The organism is Curtobacterium sp. MCBD17_032 (assembly GCF_003234855.1).
Lineage (GTDB): Bacteria > Actinomycetota > Actinomycetes > Actinomycetales > Microbacteriaceae > Curtobacterium.
Genome location: NZ_QKTO01000002.1, coordinates 169,212 through 184,279, shown reverse-complemented (window position 1 = coordinate 184,279; position 15,068 = coordinate 169,212). Strand labels below are relative to the sequence as shown.

17 protein-coding genes are annotated in these 15,068 nt (G+C 72.1%); 10 read left to right on the top strand and 7 right to left on the bottom strand.

Annotated elements, in window-relative coordinates; all coding sequences use genetic code 11:
- Positions 1–33 precede the first annotated feature (33 nt).
- Positions 34–978: an NAD(P)-dependent oxidoreductase gene (locus DEI91_RS03935; RefSeq protein WP_111051023.1), complete on the bottom strand. Its 945-nt coding sequence runs from the start codon at positions 976–978 to the stop codon at positions 34–36.
- 70 nt (positions 979–1,048) lie between these two features.
- Between DEI91_RS03935 and DEI91_RS03930 the strand changes: the two genes are divergently transcribed.
- Complete coding sequence (locus DEI91_RS03930; protein ID WP_111051022.1) at positions 1,049–1,471, top strand: MarR family winged helix-turn-helix transcriptional regulator; 423 nt, start codon at positions 1,049–1,051, stop codon at positions 1,469–1,471.
- A gap of 35 nt (positions 1,472–1,506) precedes the next feature.
- On the opposite strand, the gene DEI91_RS03925 is transcribed toward DEI91_RS03930, so the two are convergent.
- On the bottom strand, positions 1,507–1,995 hold the full coding sequence (locus tag DEI91_RS03925) for an SRPBCC family protein (RefSeq protein WP_111051021.1): 489 nt from the start codon (positions 1,993–1,995) through the stop codon (positions 1,507–1,509).
- Positions 1,996–2,175: 180 nt separating this feature from the next.
- Here DEI91_RS03925 and DEI91_RS15905 point away from each other — a divergent pair, with 180 nt between their 5' ends.
- Together DEI91_RS15905 and DEI91_RS03920 are read left to right on the top strand one after the other, a co-directional pair.
- On the top strand, positions 2,176–2,427 hold the full coding sequence (locus DEI91_RS15905; protein WP_146244198.1) for a hypothetical protein: 252 nt from the start codon (positions 2,176–2,178) through the stop codon (positions 2,425–2,427).
- A 254-nt stretch (positions 2,428–2,681) separates the two neighbouring features.
- On the top strand, positions 2,682–5,306 hold the full coding sequence (locus DEI91_RS03920) for a LamG-like jellyroll fold domain-containing protein (RefSeq protein WP_111051020.1): 2,625 nt from the start codon (positions 2,682–2,684) through the stop codon (positions 5,304–5,306).
- A 108-nt stretch (positions 5,307–5,414) separates the two neighbouring features.
- On the opposite strand, the gene DEI91_RS03915 is transcribed toward DEI91_RS03920, so the two are convergent.
- On the bottom strand, positions 5,415–5,738 hold the full coding sequence (locus DEI91_RS03915) for a DUF1330 domain-containing protein (RefSeq protein WP_220038040.1): 324 nt from the start codon (positions 5,736–5,738) through the stop codon (positions 5,415–5,417).
- A 180-nt stretch (positions 5,739–5,918) separates the two neighbouring features.
- Between DEI91_RS03915 and DEI91_RS03910 the strand changes: the two genes are divergently transcribed.
- The 5 genes from DEI91_RS03910 (at position 5,919) to DEI91_RS03890 (ending at position 11,136) form a co-directional block, all read left to right on the top strand.
- Positions 5,919–6,527, top strand: a complete 609-nt coding sequence (locus tag DEI91_RS03910) for a TetR/AcrR family transcriptional regulator (RefSeq protein WP_111051018.1) — start codon at positions 5,919–5,921, stop codon at positions 6,525–6,527.
- 103 nt (positions 6,528–6,630) lie between these two features.
- A complete protein-coding gene (locus DEI91_RS03905) occupies positions 6,631–8,334 on the top strand; it encodes an endo-1,4-beta-xylanase (RefSeq protein ID WP_111051017.1) in 1,704 nt (567 codons plus the stop codon).
- Positions 8,335–8,402: 68 nt separating this feature from the next.
- Positions 8,403–9,017: a hypothetical protein gene (locus tag DEI91_RS03900; protein ID WP_111051016.1), complete on the top strand. Its 615-nt coding sequence runs from the start codon at positions 8,403–8,405 to the stop codon at positions 9,015–9,017.
- A 67-nt stretch (positions 9,018–9,084) separates the two neighbouring features.
- Entirely contained in the window at positions 9,085–10,056 is a 972-nt protein-coding gene (pip, locus tag DEI91_RS03895; RefSeq protein WP_111051297.1) for a prolyl aminopeptidase, read from the top strand.
- A 102-nt stretch (positions 10,057–10,158) separates the two neighbouring features.
- Complete coding sequence (locus DEI91_RS03890; protein WP_111051015.1) at positions 10,159–11,136, top strand: nuclease-related domain-containing protein; 978 nt, start codon at positions 10,159–10,161, stop codon at positions 11,134–11,136.
- 71 nt (positions 11,137–11,207) lie between these two features.
- Here DEI91_RS03890 and DEI91_RS03885 read toward each other — a convergent pair whose 3' ends face one another.
- From DEI91_RS03885 to DEI91_RS03875, 3 genes are all read right to left on the bottom strand, one after another.
- On the bottom strand, positions 11,208–11,537 hold the full coding sequence (locus DEI91_RS03885) for a hypothetical protein (RefSeq protein WP_111051014.1): 330 nt from the start codon (positions 11,535–11,537) through the stop codon (positions 11,208–11,210).
- Positions 11,538–12,214: 677 nt separating this feature from the next.
- Positions 12,215–12,772: a low molecular weight phosphatase family protein gene (locus tag DEI91_RS03880; RefSeq protein WP_181439467.1), complete on the bottom strand. Its 558-nt coding sequence runs from the start codon at positions 12,770–12,772 to the stop codon at positions 12,215–12,217.
- 2 nt (positions 12,773–12,774) lie between these two features.
- The gene (locus DEI91_RS03875; RefSeq protein ID WP_111051012.1) at positions 12,775–14,067 is read right to left on the bottom strand and encodes an adenylosuccinate synthase; all 1,293 of its coding nucleotides are present in this window, start codon (positions 14,065–14,067) and stop codon (positions 12,775–12,777) included.
- A gap of 187 nt (positions 14,068–14,254) precedes the next feature.
- Between DEI91_RS03875 and DEI91_RS16165 the strand changes: the two genes are divergently transcribed.
- Together DEI91_RS16165 and DEI91_RS03870 are read left to right on the top strand one after the other, a co-directional pair.
- Positions 14,255–14,413: a hypothetical protein gene (locus DEI91_RS16165; RefSeq protein WP_181439466.1), complete on the top strand. Its 159-nt coding sequence runs from the start codon at positions 14,255–14,257 to the stop codon at positions 14,411–14,413.
- Positions 14,414–14,545: 132 nt separating this feature from the next.
- Positions 14,546–14,719: an Rv0909 family putative TA system antitoxin gene (locus DEI91_RS03870; RefSeq protein ID WP_111051011.1), complete on the top strand. Its 174-nt coding sequence runs from the start codon at positions 14,546–14,548 to the stop codon at positions 14,717–14,719.
- Positions 14,720–14,834: 115 nt separating this feature from the next.
- On the opposite strand, the gene DEI91_RS16160 is transcribed toward DEI91_RS03870, so the two are convergent.
- Positions 14,835–15,002 carry a hypothetical protein gene (locus DEI91_RS16160; protein WP_181419427.1) on the bottom strand — a complete coding sequence of 56 codons (168 nt, stop codon included), beginning with the start codon at positions 15,000–15,002 and terminating at the stop codon, positions 14,835–14,837.
- Positions 15,003–15,068 lie beyond the last annotated feature (66 nt).

Sequence of the window (15,068 nt, the reverse complement as noted above, 5' to 3'; positions counted from 1 at the left end):
ACCGCGCCTCCCGTCCGGCTCCTGGTCCGACGACTACCGCTCGTTCCCGGCGCGCAGCCAGGCGATGTAGTCCGCCGCTGCCGCCGCCGCGTCGTACTCGGGCGTGAACCCGGTGTCGTCGCGGAGCCGCGTGATGTCGAGCCACTGCTGCGGCTGGTCCGGTCCGACGGGCAGGTCGGCCGTGAAGTCGGGCACGACCGTCCGGATCGCCTCGACGACGTCGGCGTTGCTCGTGGCGTGCCCCGACGCGACGTTGTAGGTCAGGTGCCGCAGTCCGGGAGTGCGCATGAGGAGGGTGAGGGCACGCCCGGTGTCCTTGACGTACAGGAGGTCGAGCGCGTCGTTACGGTGCGGAGGCGCCACGAGGCCGGAGACGTCCGGGGTCGTCCCGCGCGCGGCTCCGAGTGCGAGCGACGGCGCGGCGAAGAACGGGTCGGGCTGGTGGCCGCCGGGACCCCACGTGCCCGAGATCCGCGCGTTGACGATCTGCACGTCCGTCAGGTCCGACAGGTGCAGGGCGAGCAGCTCGGCGATCTTCTTGAACGTCGGGATGGCGTGGACGTGCCGGAACGAGATCGGGTCGTCCTCGGAGAGCGCCCCGGCGCCGCCGAAGCCGTAGACACCGATCGTGCTCGCGACCACCACGCGGGGGACGTCCCATGCCCGGGCCGCACGCACGATGTTGAGGAAGGCCTCGATCGCGGTGCTCGTGGCGTCCACGGGGTCTCCGCCGTCACCCGCCCAGGGCAGCGCGACCGCGAGGTGCACGATGCCGGTGATCGGGAAGCGGCGGCCCACGGCGAGGACGGCATCGAGGTCGGCGACGTCCGCCTGCACGACGTGCACGGGCAGGTCGGCGAGCTGTGGCGGCACCTCCGGGGTCCGGCGCTGGAGCAGGACGCACTCCTCTCCTGCCTCGACGAGGGACCGGACGGTGTGGGAGCCGATGAAGCCGGCTCCGCCTGTGACGAGGATCATGCTCGGACCTTTCGTTTAGACCACTGATCGTCAGCGGTACTGACGATCAGCGTAGGACTAAGATCACACCATGTCCAGCGATGCCCGACCGACCGACGTGCTCGGGTACCTCCTCAAGCACGCGACGATGGTCCTCAGCGAGCGGACGGACACCGCGCTCGCCCCGCTGTCGATCGACGGCAAGGAGTTCGGCGCGCTGCGGGTCCTCGCCCGGCGCGAGCCGATGTCCCAGCTCCAGGTGGCGCAGACCCTCGGCATCGACCGGACGACGATGGTCGCGCTCCTCGACACCCTCGAGCGGAAGGGCATCGTGGCGCGACACCCGGATCCGGCAGACCGTCGACGCAACGTCGTCGAACTCACCGAGCAGGGCGAACACGTGGTGGACGCGGCCGAGGCGCTCCGCCACCAGGTCGAGGAGGAGTTCCTCGCACCCGTCGGAGCAGCCGACGGCGAGCGACTCCGACGGACGCTCCGGGCACTGCTCGAGTAGGAGTCGGGTCCCTCAGCCGTGCGAGCGGACGCCCGTCACCGATCCCGGTCCGGAGCCACGGCAGCCAGCACCACCGGGTCCTCGCAGCCCCGCGCGAAGCCCGCGATCCGCCGGTCGATGTCCCGCTGCAGCACGAGCACGCCGATGCGCTCCGCGAGCGGGGCGAGCCACTTCGGCTTGCAGGTGAAGTTGTAGCGCCAGACCGCCAGCGTGTGCCCCGGCTGCCCCTCGGCGGCGCTGAACCGCCATCCGCCGCCCATGCGCTCGAAGAACCACGAACCCTTCGTCATCTTCATGCCGACGTTCGACGGCGGGTTGTACGAGACGTACTCGCTCTCCATCGCCAGCCCGAAGCGCTGCACCGTGTACGTCCGCACGCCCTTGCCGGGGACGGTCGCACCGATGAGGTGCTGCCGCCGGATGAACGGGTCCCACCGCTTCCGCACCTCGCCCTGCGTCTGCGAGACGGCGAAGGCGACGTCCACGTCGACCGGGACGACACAGCGGGACTCGACGACGGGCATGCGCCCATGCTGGCACGCGGCGGGACCGCCGGACGGGAGGCACGGGGCGGGCCCGTACCGCGCCTCCCGTCCGTCCGTCGAACTCCTCATCGGCGGGATGCTCGTCGTGCTCCCGTTCCTCGAAGCAGGTCGCCACGGCGCCGGTGCGCCAGGAGCAGGACGACTGCGTATCCTCCGATCATGCGCACCCCGAGAGAGACCTTCGGCTTCGAAGGAACAGGACGATCATGGGCTCGCGTCCTGCTCGACCTGGTGAGTGGCACGCTCGTACTCTCCGGCGGCGCTGTCATCGCCAGCAGTGCAGCGCTCGGTCACTCGACTGCGATCTGGATCGGTAGCGGAGTGATCCTGCTCGGGGTCGTCTGTTGGGTTGCCAGCATCTTCCTGTCCGTTCGAGCAGCACGGCGCGAGCCGCAGGATCCGTCTCGGTAGCCGATCGTCTACCGGACACTGAGTGCGAGTCGACTCGGACGCCCGGACGGGAACGTGCGACTCCGGACCCTCCATGGGGTGTAGCCGCCGTCATCGGGGGTGAGGAGGACCCCACCATCGAACTGCAGCGCCACGGCAAGGCCGACACCGGAAGGAAGTCGTCCGCGCGGCGACAACGCCCGCGTTGCCTCCCGCTCACACTGTGGTCACACTCAGGAAACCAGCGGGACAGACGACGCCACCAGCATCGTCGCGTGACCGCACACCGACCACTCCCCCGGGCCTCCCGACGGAGGACCACCGCCCTGGGTGTCACCGCCCTCGCTGTGGCCGCCACCGTCGGCCTCCCCGCCCTGACCGCCACCCCCACCCCGGCCGCAGCCGCCCCTGCACCGGCCGCCGACCTCGCGTCCCGGTTCACCCTCGCGGTGCTGCCGGACACGCAGTTCTACTCCCGCTACTCGGCCTCGCAGTTCCTCCCGCGCTACGGCGACGACCCGTTCCACGTGCAGACCCAGTGGCTGGCCGACAACGCCGACGAGCTGCACATCCCCTTCACCACCCACGTCGGCGACGTCGTGGACCAGGTCGGCCAGGCGGGCGAGTGGCAGGCCGCCGACCGGGCGATGTCCGTGCTCGACGCGGCGGGCATGCCGTACAGCATCACGACCGGCAACCACGACGTCCGGAACTCCGCGGACACGGTGTTCGACACGTCGTACGACCTCGCCGCCGAGCCGTACCTGCGCACCTTCCCGGCCACCCGCGCCACCGGTCAGCCGACCATCGAGTCGGGCACGGACCGCACCGGGCTGAGCCAGTTCCACGTGTTCGAGGCCGAGGGCCAGCGCTTCCTCTCGCTCGCACTGCCGTGGCGGGCCTCCGACGAGACGCTCGCGTGGGCGAACCAGGTCATCGCGGCCCACCCGACGCTGCCGACGATCCTCACCTCGCACGAGGTCATCAACATCGCGACCGACGGGCTCACCGCGGTCGACACGGCCTACGGCGAGCGCCTGTGGAAGAACGTCATCGCCCCGAACGACCAGGTGTTCCTGACGTTCAACGGCCACTTCCACGGCTCCACGTGGAAGAGCCGCACGAACGACGCCGGGCACGCCGTCACGCAGGTCCTCATCGACCACCAGATGGACTACGAGGGCGGCAACGGCTACCTCGGCCTCGTGGAGTTCGACCTGACCAACGGCACGCTCGCGATGCAGACCGCGTCCCCGTGGGTGACGTGGAAGCCGTCCGAGACACTCACGTCCTACGACCAGCCACTGCTCGACGCCGCGAACCAGCGCTACAGCGTGCCGGTGGACTTCCGCACCCGGTTCGCGGGCTTCGCGCCGGACTTCCGCGCCGGCACCGCCGACGAGCCGCCGCTCATCGAACGCGCACGGCAGATGCTCCTCGACGGCTTCGAGGGTGCACCCCCGGTCACGACCGAGCTCCCCGGCGGCCGCGCCGACCACACCGTCGTCGACGGCACCCTCGCCTGGTGGCGTCCCGGCGAGCAGGAGCCCGGCACCCTCGCCCCCGGCGCCACGGTGACCGACGTCGTCGGCGACGCCGACCTCACCCGCATGACGCACGCCGAGTCGGGCTCCCCGACCGCGCAGGACGGCGACGTGACCGTCACCGACGAGTCGCACCCGCTCTCCTCGGACGGCGCCGGCCTCTGCTTCGCGAACGCCGACAAGGCCGCGAAGCGCTTCAGCGCGCTCACCTCCCCCGGTGACACGGTCGTCGACCGGGCGACCTTCCCGGAGGGTTACACGATCGAGACGTTCCTGCAGGTCGACCCCTCGTGGACCGACGGCGCGAACTCCTGGTCGAAGGCGATCGTCCGCAGCGGCAACCGCTCGCAGATCGGCGTCCCGCAGACCCGCTGGGACTGGACCGCCTCGCCCGCAGCGCTCGGCATCTCGAACCTCAAGGAGTTCCAGTGGACCGAGGTGACCGCCGACCCGTCGAAGGGTGACCGGACGGCGTGGTCGGGCGAGATCATCCCCGGCCGCTGGCTGCACGTCGCCCTCGTGAACGACGTCGACGCCCGCACCACCACGATGTACATCGACGGCGCTCCGGTGCTCCGCAACGCCACGGACACCGGCGGTCAGACCGTGCAGGACGGCATGCCGTGGCTGTTCGGCAGCGACTGGGTCGACGACGCCGCGACGAACGGCTGGAACGGCTGCATCGGGGAGACCCGCGTGGTCGACCACCCGGTCAGCGCCGAGTCGTGGCTGACCGCCCGCGCCGACCTCGACGTCCTCACCGTCGACGAGCCGGGCACCGAGGTCGCCCCGACGTCGATCACGGGCTCCGGCCACCCGGGCGCCACGGTGACGCTCTCGGGCGCGGTCGCCGGCAGCGCCGAGGTCGCCGAGGACGGCTCCTGGTCGGTCGACGTCGCCGGCAAGGACGACGACGACATCCGGGCAGCTGCCCTCGTCCGCGCCGCCGCGACCGGCGAGGCGCAGGCCGTGCAGTCGATCGGCACCCGCAGCGGCGCTGCGGTCGCGTTCGCGGTTGCCCTGCCGGACGCCGCCGAGCCCACCGACCCGGCCCCGACCGACCCCGCGTCGCCCGTCCCCGGTGACGGCGGCGACGACGCTGGTGACGACGGCTCGGTCTCGCCCGCTCCGGGTACCGGCCTCCCCGGCGCCGACGGCCCGGGTGCTGACGGCCCGAGCGCCGACGGTCCGGGTGCCGGTGACGGCACCACGCCGGACGGCGACCTCGCCTTCACGGGTGCCCACGGCCTCGGGCTGCTCGGCGTGACGGCGCTCCTGCTGCTCGCCGCGGGGACCGCGGTCCTCGTCCGCCGACGGCTCGGCACGCTCCCGCGGATCGCGCCGACGGAGCAGTAGCAACAGACGGACGGGAGGCACGGTGCGAGCGCGCGCCGTGCCTCCCGTCCGTCGTCGGTGCCGGACCGACACCCCCGTGGCGATCGGCGGGTCGGCGTCGGGTGACGGTCAGGCCGCGGCGGGCACGCCGGGCAGGAAGACCAGGCGACGACGCACGGCGGTGGCGGCGATCGCCCGGGCCGGGGCGTACGCGTCCGAGTCGTACCAGGTCTGCAGGGCCTCCATGTCGGGCCACTCGACGACGGCGACGACGACACCGGCATCGCCCTCGGCGACCGTCGGTTGTGCACCCAGGACCACGAAGCGGCCGCCGAACTGCTCGACCGTCGCCGGGGTCAGCTCGGCGTACCGCTGCGCGCCGGCGGGGTCGAGCACCTCGAGGACCTCGGTGATGCTGTAGGCGGGGGGACGAGCGGTGGTGGTGTCGGACATCAGGGTCTCCTCGGTTCGTTCGGGCTGCGTGCGTGCTGCCCGGAGTGGGACGTCGAGCGACGTCGAAGCAATGATGTTGCTCGTCATCATTGATTGTCAAGCCCTTTGATGCCGACTAACATCAAAGCGAGCCGCGGCTCCGTCCGCCGGAACCGCGCCGACCGCACGAGGAGGAGACCGATGCCCCGCATCACGCAGGCCCAGAAGGAACGCAACCGCGAGCAGATCGTCCGCGCGGCGAGCGAGGGCTTCAAGCTCCACGGTGTCGACGGCGTCGGCATCAAGGACCTGATGCAGAGCGCCGGCATGACCAACGGCGGGTTCTACAACCACTTCGCGTCGAAGGAGGACCTCGTGCTCGAGGTCTACCGGCAGGGCTTCGCGGACTCACTCGCGGCCGTCAGCGCAATCCGCGCCGACCACGCCGACACGGCCGAGTCTGCCCTGGGCGCCGTCGTCGACACCTACCTGACGGCTGCACACCGCGACCACCCCGAGACCGGCTGCCCCTCCGCGGCCCTGCCGGTGGACGCCGGGCGGCACGGTGCTGCGGCGCAGGGCGCGTACCGCGACGGGCTCGAGGGGTACTTCGGGAACCTCACCGAGCTGCTGACCGAGCACGCTCGGCAGACCGGCACCGAGCTCGCCGCGGAGGACGCCCGGCGTCAGGCGGTGGCCGTGTTCACCCAGATGGTCGGGGCGATCGTGGTCTCGCGGGCCGTCGCAGGAGCGGACCCGACGCTGGCGGACGAGGTCCTCGCTGCGAGCGCGCACCAGCTCGGACGGTGACGACGGTCGCCGTGCTGCGCGCTCGGTAGGCTCCCGACATGCCGACCCGCCCCGTCCGCGACGACCGGACCGCCCCGCCCGCCGCCACGGACGACGTCCGCTGATGGCAGCCGCGACCACCCGGCGACGGTGCGCCACGAGCGCGGCGGCCGCCGGCCTCCTCCTCGTCCTGGTGGGCTGCAGTTCGACGGAGCCGCCGGACGAGCGGGGCACGGTCATCGACGTGCTGGCGCAGGACTGGAGGCACGTGCCCGGGGTCGCCGCGGACGGCGACGGGGTGCGGGTCACGGCGACCGGGAGGCGCATCGTCGAGCAGGACGGCGGCGGCGGCCGACCGGACCCAGCGCTGGACCTGATGGGGACGCACCTCGTGGCCGAGGGCGACTTCACGCTCCGGGCGTCGTTCACGGACGTGACCGCCGACGCCACCCTCACCGTCGCCGACAGCCCGCCGGTGATCGCCGACGAGTTCCGGATCGAGCCCGCGGGTCTCCGACTCACGCTCCGCGGCGACGACCTCGGGATCGCGGTCTCCGACGGCTCGCCCCCACAGGACGTGACCGACCCGCGGCCGACGAGCGAGGAGCACGTCACCGTCGCCGACCCCGAGGCCGGGTTCTCCGTCCACCGTTCCGGCGACCTGCTCGAGGTCGCGAGCGACGGGGAGACGGTGGCCTCCCTGCCGCTCGGCGACGTCTTCGACTCGGGCGACCTCTGGCTGGGGATGTCGAGCGAGGAGGGCTCGTTCACGGTCGACGCGCTCACCGCCACGGCACCAGCGGGGACTCCCCTGTCCGTCGCCGGTCCCGCCGCGGCCGATGCCGAGCGGTCGCCCGACGGGCTCCAGGCGCTCGCCGACCGGGTCCGCCCGGGCTTCCGGATCGGGGCGGCGGTGGCGCTCGGCCCGCTCGCCGCCGACCCCGACACCGCGAGCGCGTTCGTGGGTGAGTTCGGCGCCCTCACCCCGGAGAACGTCATGAAGCCGCAGGCGCTCTCCCCGCGGCAGGGCGAGTACACCTTCCAGGAGGCCGACGCCCTCCTCGACCTCGCAGAGCGCGAGGACCTCGCCGTGCACGGCCACACCATCGCCTTCTCGGAGGCGATGCCCCGCTGGATGCGCGAGCTCCCCGCCGACACCGAACCGGAGCGCCGGGCCAGCGCCGAGGTGCTGCTCGACTACGTCGACACCGTCGTCACGCACTTCCGGGGCCGGCTCGACTCGCTCGACGTCGTCAACGAGCCGTTCGACGTCGACCAGGGCACGGACCTGCAGGAGAACACCTGGTACCGCGTCTTCGGACCGTCGTACCCGGTGGTCGTCTCGAAGGCCGTGCACGACGCGGACCCCGACGTCCGACAGTTCGTCAACGAGAACGGCGCGGACGTCCCCGGTCCCCGACAGGACGCCCTGCGGCAGCTCGCCCTCGACACGAACGAGCAGGGCGGGTACATCGACGGTGTCGGCCTGCAGGCACACGTCTACGACCTCGAGACCGACACCGTCTCGGCCGAGGACCTCACGACGACCCTCGACGACTTCGCGGAGGCCGGGCTGCTCGTCCGGATCTCCGAGAACGACGTCACGGACAGCGAGGGTGCGGACGCCCAGGCGGAGCAGTACGCCACCGTGCTCGGGACCTGCCTGCGCTCGGACGCCTGCGTCTCCTGGACCACGTGGGGCGTCGACGACCGCTACGACTGGTTCGTCGACGACGACGGCGGCCTGCAGCAGGGGCACGACCTCCTGTTCGACGACGGTGAGCCGACGCCCGCGTACGACGCCGTGCGGGCGGTGCTGGCGAGCTGACCACCGAAGAGCGGCGGAGCTCGCGACGGGAACGTCAGCACGGCCGGGCAGGGTCGTACGCTGGGCCGGTGGTGGAGCTCATCGTCCTGGTCATGGCCGAGTACATGGTCGACGACTCCCCGCTCTGGTACCGAGGATCACGGGAACACGTCGGGGTCGCGGACGCCGAGGGCCTCGGGCTGAGTGCGTCGCTGCGGGACGACCTCAGAGCGTGGAACGACGTCTACGACTCCCGCAGCGAACCGGACTTCGCGTGGTCGTCCGCCGAGGAACGGGACGCACATCGTGTCACCGCCTTCACGTTGGCGAGCCGCGTGCAACTCGAACTCGGGGACGACGCGCACGTCTGGTGCGGAGCGGGACAGGGCATCGACATGGTCGCCAGCGGGGGAAGGGCCGTCGTCCTCACGAGCAACCAGGCCGGGACCGACGTCCTGTTCCTCCGCGACGGGAACGGCGACCGCATGACAGCTCGTGCCGCTGGCCTGCGTGAGGGGACGGCGAAGGCGATCGTCCGCTGGCGTGCCGTGACCGAGCGCGTCGACAGGCCGTTCGGCGGCGCCGAGACGCGTGCCCTCGGACTCCGGACGGCCGGGCGCATGCAGTCGGACCTCGGGACGGAAGCACAGGTCGTCTTCACGGCCGGCGTCTGGGCGCCGGACCGGCACGACCAGGTCGACTGATCCTCCCGCGTCGCGGCCCGACGGTACGGTGGCAGCGACCGCCACCCACTCGCTCGAGAGGACCCCCGTGCGCCAGCTGTACCCGCCGCTCGACCCGAACCGCTCCGGACTGCTCGACGTCGGGGACGGCCAGCAGGTGTACTGGGAGGAGTGCGGCTCCCCCGACGGCAAGCCGGTCGTGTTCCTGCACGGCGGGCCCGGCGCCGGCTGCTCCCCCGACCACCGACGGCTCTTCGACCCCGCCCGCTACCGGATCGTGCTGTTCGACCAGCGCAACTGCGGCCGGAGTCTGCCGCACGCCGGCGACCCCGCGACAGACCTGTCGGCGAACACGACGTGGACCCTCGTCGAGGACATCGAACGGCTGCGGGAGCACCTGGAGATCGACGCGTGGCAGGTGTTCGGCGGCTCCTGGGGGTCCGCTCTCGCGCTCGCGTACGCGGAGACGCACCCGGAACGGGTCTCCGAACTCGTCATCCGGGGGATCTTCACGCTGCGGACGAGCGAGATCGACTGGTTCTACGAGGGTGGGGCCGCGAACGTCCTCCCCGACCTGTGGGAGCAGTACCTCGCCCCGGTCCCGGTCGACGAGCGGCAGCCCGGCGGACTCGTCCGCGCCTACGAGCGACTGCTCGCCGACCCGGACCCGGCCGTGCACGGACCGGCCGCGGTCGCGTGGGCGAGCTGGGAGGCGGCGTCGATCACCCTCCTGCCCCGACCCGACCTCGTCGCCCGGTACGCGGACCCGACGACCGCGCTGGCGTTCGCCCGGATCGAGAACCACTACTTCACGCACGACGGCTGGTTCGAGGACGGGCAGCTCATCCGCGACGCCGGCCGACTCGACGGCATCCCGACCGTCATCGTCCAGGGGCGCTACGACATGTGCACACCGGCCGTGACCGCATGGGACCTGCACCGGGCACTGCCGTCCGCGGAGTTCCGGATGATCGACGACGCCGGGCACGCGTTCGACGAGCCGGGGATCCTCGACGCCCTCATCGAGACGACCGACCGCTTCGCCGACGGGGTGCGCTGACCCCACGCGGCTGGACGCGCTGACCGGACCGACGGCGGAGGTGCGGAGGACGCGCCGACGCGGGACGCGCCTCCCGGCCCGTCGGCGTGGTGTGGTTGGTCCATGACCAGCGACCTCGTGCCGTGGTTGGTCGCCGGGGGGCTCGCCGTCGTGGTGGTCGTCCTGGTGGTCCTGCTGCGGCGACACCAGACGTCCACCCGCGCCGAGCTCGACGCCGCCGACCGGGCGCGCCGAGACGAACTCGCGCAGCGCGAGGCGGAGCACCGCGACGAGACCGCTCGCATCGAGGCGGACCGCGCCGCGCAGGTCGAGGCGGCGGAGGCGCGCCGGCGGGACGCCGTCTCCGAAGCCGAGGAGAGCCGCGCGCTCCTGCGCCGGGGCATGAAGTGGGAGGAGGCGTCGGAACAGGCGATCCTCCGCGCTTGCCGGGCCGCGGGTGTGAACGGCGTGCTCATGACGAACGTCGTCTTCGTGCCCGTCGGTGAGACGGAGCAGGGATCGTGGCGGACGTTCGTCGCGCAGGTCGACCACGTGCTGGTCTCGGACTCGGGGCGCGGCCTGGTGATCGAGAGCAAGCGCTGGGGCGGCATCGTCTTCGACGGGCGTCGGCCGAGCGAGGTGCACCCGGCGTTCCGGAACCTGGTCGACGAGTCGTCCCTCGTCCCGCCGTTCGCCGTCCAGGTGCAGAGCCGGAAGGTGCTCAACGCCGAGGAGGAGGCCGAGAACTGGTGGCGGGTGCGGGTGCAGGCGAAGAGCGCGTCGCCCGCGCAGCAGGTCCGGCAGCAGGCGCGTCGGCTGGCGCGCTTCGTCGACGACCGCACCGGCGTCTCCCGCACGTGGTTCGACACGTGCGTGTTCTACTCGTCGCCGTCGGCCGCGGCCTTCGTGCAGGCGGAGGACCGCAGCGGCACGGTGACCACGAGCATCGTGACGAACGACCACGAGCTGCAGTCGGCACTCGCGGCCTGGGCGGCGAAGGACCCGGTGCCGAACCGGACCCGGGCGGACGCGGTCGTGCGGGCCCTCGCCGGGCAGGGCGCGCACGCGATCACGGTCGGGAACTACCGACTGCCGGAGTGACACCGGCCCTCCACACGCGACGACGCCCCGCTGGCCTGTGCCAGCGGGGCGTCGTCGTCAGTCGGAGCGGGCTACGCGACCGGGCGGATGACCGACGGGAGCATGACGTGCAGGTGACCGGCGAGGGCGGTCTGCGCGTCCTCGAGCGACGAGAAGCCGCCGACGACCAGGCCGAAGGTGTCCGAGGCGATGTACCGGCCGTCGCGCTTGTCGACGGTGCCGCCGAAGTAGCCGCCGTAGTTGGCGATCCACTCGTCGTCGCCCTCGAGCGTCCAGGTGAGCTTCGCCCGAGCGGCGCGGGCGCTCGTCGCGGCCTCGGCCTCCAGGACGGCGACGATGTCGACGGTGTCGGTGTCGAGGGTGACGTCGGTCCCTGCGGTCCGGTTGATGGTCGTGCTCATCGCGCTCTCCTGTCGTGTTCGGGGTACGTGCTGCGGTACCTGAACGCTACGACACCGAGCGGGCCGATCGACAGCGGAGCCCGTCGATTCACGGGTTCAGCCCCGGATGTTCATCCGTGATCCCCGGAACGACGGGCTTCGTCATCCGCCGGTCGGGGTACATCGGGGGGCATCGGGGTACTCGTGTTCCGGACGATCAGGGTGCGCGGTGGCGACGCGGACAGCCAGCTCGCGGCCGCCGGCGGGTCGAGGCCGTGGGGGCCCGCTGAGGCGGTGCCGGTCTGGTGAGATGCCGCCAGCTCGTCGCGACGCCGCCGGCCCGCTGGGACGCCGCCAGCCCGCTGAGACGCCGCCACCTCGCTCGAACGCCGCGACATCCCGAGGCGTCTCGCGGAGGACGCGGCGTCGCGCACAGACAGGGGCGTCCTCCGCAGACGGGGGCGTGTGCCCGGCCGCGTCGCGAGACGCCCCCGAGTCGCCGAGACGCCGCCGGAACCGGGGGCGTCTCGTGGAGAACGCGGCGTCACGCACAGACGGGGGCGTCTCGCGCACAGACGGGGGCGTCTCCCGCGCAGACGGAGGCGTCTCCCGCACAGACGGGGGCGTCTCGCGCTGACCCCTGCACCGGGACGCACCGCACGCTGCACCGCACCGCACGGCCCACGCGCCGCCCGCCCTCAGGAGACGGCGCGGAGGGCGTCGGCGATCGTGGCCAGCGCCGCGTCGATCTCGTCGGCGACCCGCACGTGCGTGGACTCCGAGCGACGGTAGGGGTCGTCGACGTCGTCGTCCGCCGGGTCCGCGGGCGGCGGCACGGCACCGCGCAGGCGCGCGACCCGCTCGACCAGGGCCTCCGGCGAGTGCACGTCGGCGAGGTCCCCCGGCTCGAGGCCGTCGAGCACGCGCGCGAACTGCTTGATGGTGAACGCCCGCTTCGCCGCCCGCGGTGCGAGTTGCACGACCGCGGACCGGTGCGAGCGCTCGGCCGTCAGGACGAGGTCGGCGGACGCGGCGATCTGCTCGGTCAGGTAGCGGGACCGGTGCGCCTCGGTCGAGCCACCGAGGCGCTGCGACTGCGCGGCCGCGGCGCCGTCCATGACCGCACCGTCGTCGGCGATGGTGCCCGCCGACTCGACGACGTGCACGGACGCAGCCGGCCCGAGGCGCGCCTGCAGCACCTGGGCGCCCAGCGGGGAGCGGCAGATGTTGCCGCTGCAGACGAAGAGGATCCGCACGCTCAGCCCTGGCCGAGCAGGTCGTGCCGCACGACGATCGCGTCACGACCGGGACCGACGCCGATCGCGGAGATCCGGGCGCCGGACATCGCCTCGACCGCGAGCACGTAGTCCTGCGCGTTCTTCGGCAGGTCCTCGAACGAGCGTGCGCCCGTGATGTCCTCGGACCAGCCCGGGAACTCCTCGTAGACCGGCTTCGCGTGGTGGAAGTCGGACTGGGACACCGGGACCTCGTCCACGCGCTCCCCGTCGACCTCGTACGCGACGCAGACCGGGATGGTCTCGAGGCCGGTCAGGACGTCGAGCTTCGTGAGGACGAAGTCCGTCACGCCGTTGATGCGGGCCGTGTAGCGGGCGATCGGGGCGTCGTACCAGCCGCAGCGACGGGGACGGCCTGTCGTGGTGCCGAACTCGAAGCCGTTGGCGCGGAGGAACTCCCCCGACTCGTCGAACAGCTCGGTCGGGAACGGACCGGCGCCGACGCGGGTCGTGTACGCCTTGACGATCCCGATGATGCGCTCGAGCCTGCCCGGCCCGATGCCCGAACCGGTCGCCGCGCCACCGGCCGTGGCGGAGGACGAGGTCACGAACGGGTAGGTGCCGTGGTCGACGTCGAGCATGGTGGCCTGACCCGCTTCGAACAGCACGGTCTCGCCGCGCTCCAACGCCCGGTGGATCTCGAGCGCGGTGTCGGCGACCATCGGCCGGAGGCGGTCCGCGTACGACAGCAGCGACTCGACGATCTCCTCCGCGTCGATCGCCCGGCGGTTGAAGACCTTGACGAGCAGGTGGTTCTTCTGGTCGAGGGCGGCTTCCACCTTCTGGCGCAGGATGTTCTCGTCGAAGATGTCCTGGATGCGGATGCCGACGCGGTTGATCTTGTCCGCGTAGGTCGGTCCGATGCCGCGACCGGTGGTGCCGATCTGGCGCTTGCCGAGGAACCGCTCGGTCACCTTGTCGATGGTGCGGTGGTAGTGCGTGATGACGTGGGCGTTCGCGGACACCCGGAGCTTCGACACGTCGACGCCGCGGGCCTTGAGCGCGTCGAGCTCCTGGAACAGGACCTCGATGTCGACGACGACGCCGTTGCCGATGACCGGGGTCACGCCCGGGGTGAGGATGCCGGACGGCAGCAGGTGCAGCGCGTACTTCTCGCCGCCGACGACGACCGTGTGCCCGGCGTTGTTGCCGCCGTTGAACTTGACGACGTAGTCGATGCGGGAACCGAGGAGGTCGGTGGCCTTCCCCTTGCCCTCGTCGCCCCACTGGGCGCCGATGATGACTGCTGCGGGCATCTGGTTCTCCTCACGTTGGCGGAGGACCGCACACGGCCGTCCGGGCCGGTGGTCCACCCGAGTCTATCGACTGGTCACCTCGGCGTCACCGGCCGGACGGTCCCTGTGCAGGACGTCCGCGGCACGGAGCACGCTGGGACACACACGATCCGCCTCCGCAGGATCCGCACCGACGGAAGGAACCACCATGAGCGACCCGATCGACGACGTGAGCCGCCTGCTCGACGGCCAGCAGGCCGAGGACCTCACCGACGGCGGCATCGGCTCCGTCGAGGGCGCACCGCAGGACGTGATGCCCGAGACCGACCGTGGGCGCGAAGCCGCCGAGGAGCGCCCGGACGCCTGAACAGCCCCGCTGCATGAACAGCCCGCCGCCTGAACAGCCCCGCCGCCAGGACAACTCCGACGCCTGGACACGGGCGGAGCGGCCCCGGAGCACGGTGGACCGGTCAGTGATCCGACGAACGGAAGGAACACCATGAGCGACCTCAGCGACAAGGCCAAGGACTTCGCGAACAGCGACAAGGGCGAGAAGGCGACCGATGCCGGCCTCGACAAGGCCGCCGGCGCGGCCGACAAGGCCACCGGCGGCGGCCACGGCGACCAGATCGACAAGGCGGAGAACGCCGCCGACGGCAAGATCGGCAACTGAGCCGGTCACGCCGCCCGGCACGATCGCGCCGCAGACGGACGGGAGGCCCGGTACCAGCTGGTACCGGGCCTCCCGTCTGTCCGTGGCGCGCGTCACGCGACCCGCGGTCGGGGCATCACCCCCGGAAGAAGTCCGCGTACGACGGGTCCCCGATCGGCTGCGTGTGCCCCGGCTCGGCCAGTCGCTCCTCGACCATCGCCCGGATGACGTCCGGCGGCGTGAGCCCGCGTCGACGCCACTCCATCGGGTTCTGTCGGAGCTGCACCAGGGTGTTCGTTCGCATGCATCAACTCTGGCACCCGTTACCTAGTTCGTCTAACTACATGTCCCGTACGCGCACTGGTCGTCG

Excerpts from the sequence above, each read along its gene's own strand:
- DEI91_RS03885 (WP_111051014.1), bottom strand. The coding sequence starts at position 11,537 with ATGAGCACGACCATCAACCGGACCGCAGGGACCGACGTCACCCTCGAC.
- DEI91_RS03910 (WP_111051018.1), top strand. The coding sequence starts at position 5,919 with ATGCCCCGCATCACGCAGGCCCAGAAGGAACGCAACCGCGAGCAGATC.
- DEI91_RS16160 (WP_181419427.1), bottom strand. The coding sequence starts at position 15,002 with ATGCGAACGAACACCCTGGTGCAGCTCCGACAGAACCCGATGGAGTGG.
- DEI91_RS03890 (WP_111051015.1), top strand. The coding sequence starts at position 10,159 with ATGACCAGCGACCTCGTGCCGTGGTTGGTCGCCGGGGGGCTCGCCGTC.
- DEI91_RS03935 (WP_111051023.1), bottom strand. The coding sequence starts at position 978 with ATGATCCTCGTCACAGGCGGAGCCGGCTTCATCGGCTCCCACACCGTC.
- DEI91_RS03875 (WP_111051012.1), bottom strand. The coding sequence starts at position 14,067 with ATGCCCGCAGCAGTCATCATCGGCGCCCAGTGGGGCGACGAGGGCAAG.
- DEI91_RS16165 (WP_181439466.1), top strand. The coding sequence starts at position 14,255 with ATGAGCGACCCGATCGACGACGTGAGCCGCCTGCTCGACGGCCAGCAG.
- DEI91_RS03925 (WP_111051021.1), bottom strand. The coding sequence starts at position 1,995 with ATGCCCGTCGTCGAGTCCCGCTGTGTCGTCCCGGTCGACGTGGACGTC.
- DEI91_RS03930 (WP_111051022.1), top strand. The coding sequence starts at position 1,049 with ATGTCCAGCGATGCCCGACCGACCGACGTGCTCGGGTACCTCCTCAAG.
- DEI91_RS03905 (WP_111051017.1), top strand. The coding sequence starts at position 6,631 with ATGGCAGCCGCGACCACCCGGCGACGGTGCGCCACGAGCGCGGCGGCC.
- DEI91_RS15905 (WP_146244198.1), top strand. The coding sequence starts at position 2,176 with ATGCGCACCCCGAGAGAGACCTTCGGCTTCGAAGGAACAGGACGATCA.
- DEI91_RS03915 (WP_220038040.1), bottom strand. The coding sequence starts at position 5,738 with ATGTCCGACACCACCACCGCTCGTCCCCCCGCCTACAGCATCACCGAG.
- DEI91_RS03870 (WP_111051011.1), top strand. The coding sequence starts at position 14,546 with ATGAGCGACCTCAGCGACAAGGCCAAGGACTTCGCGAACAGCGACAAG.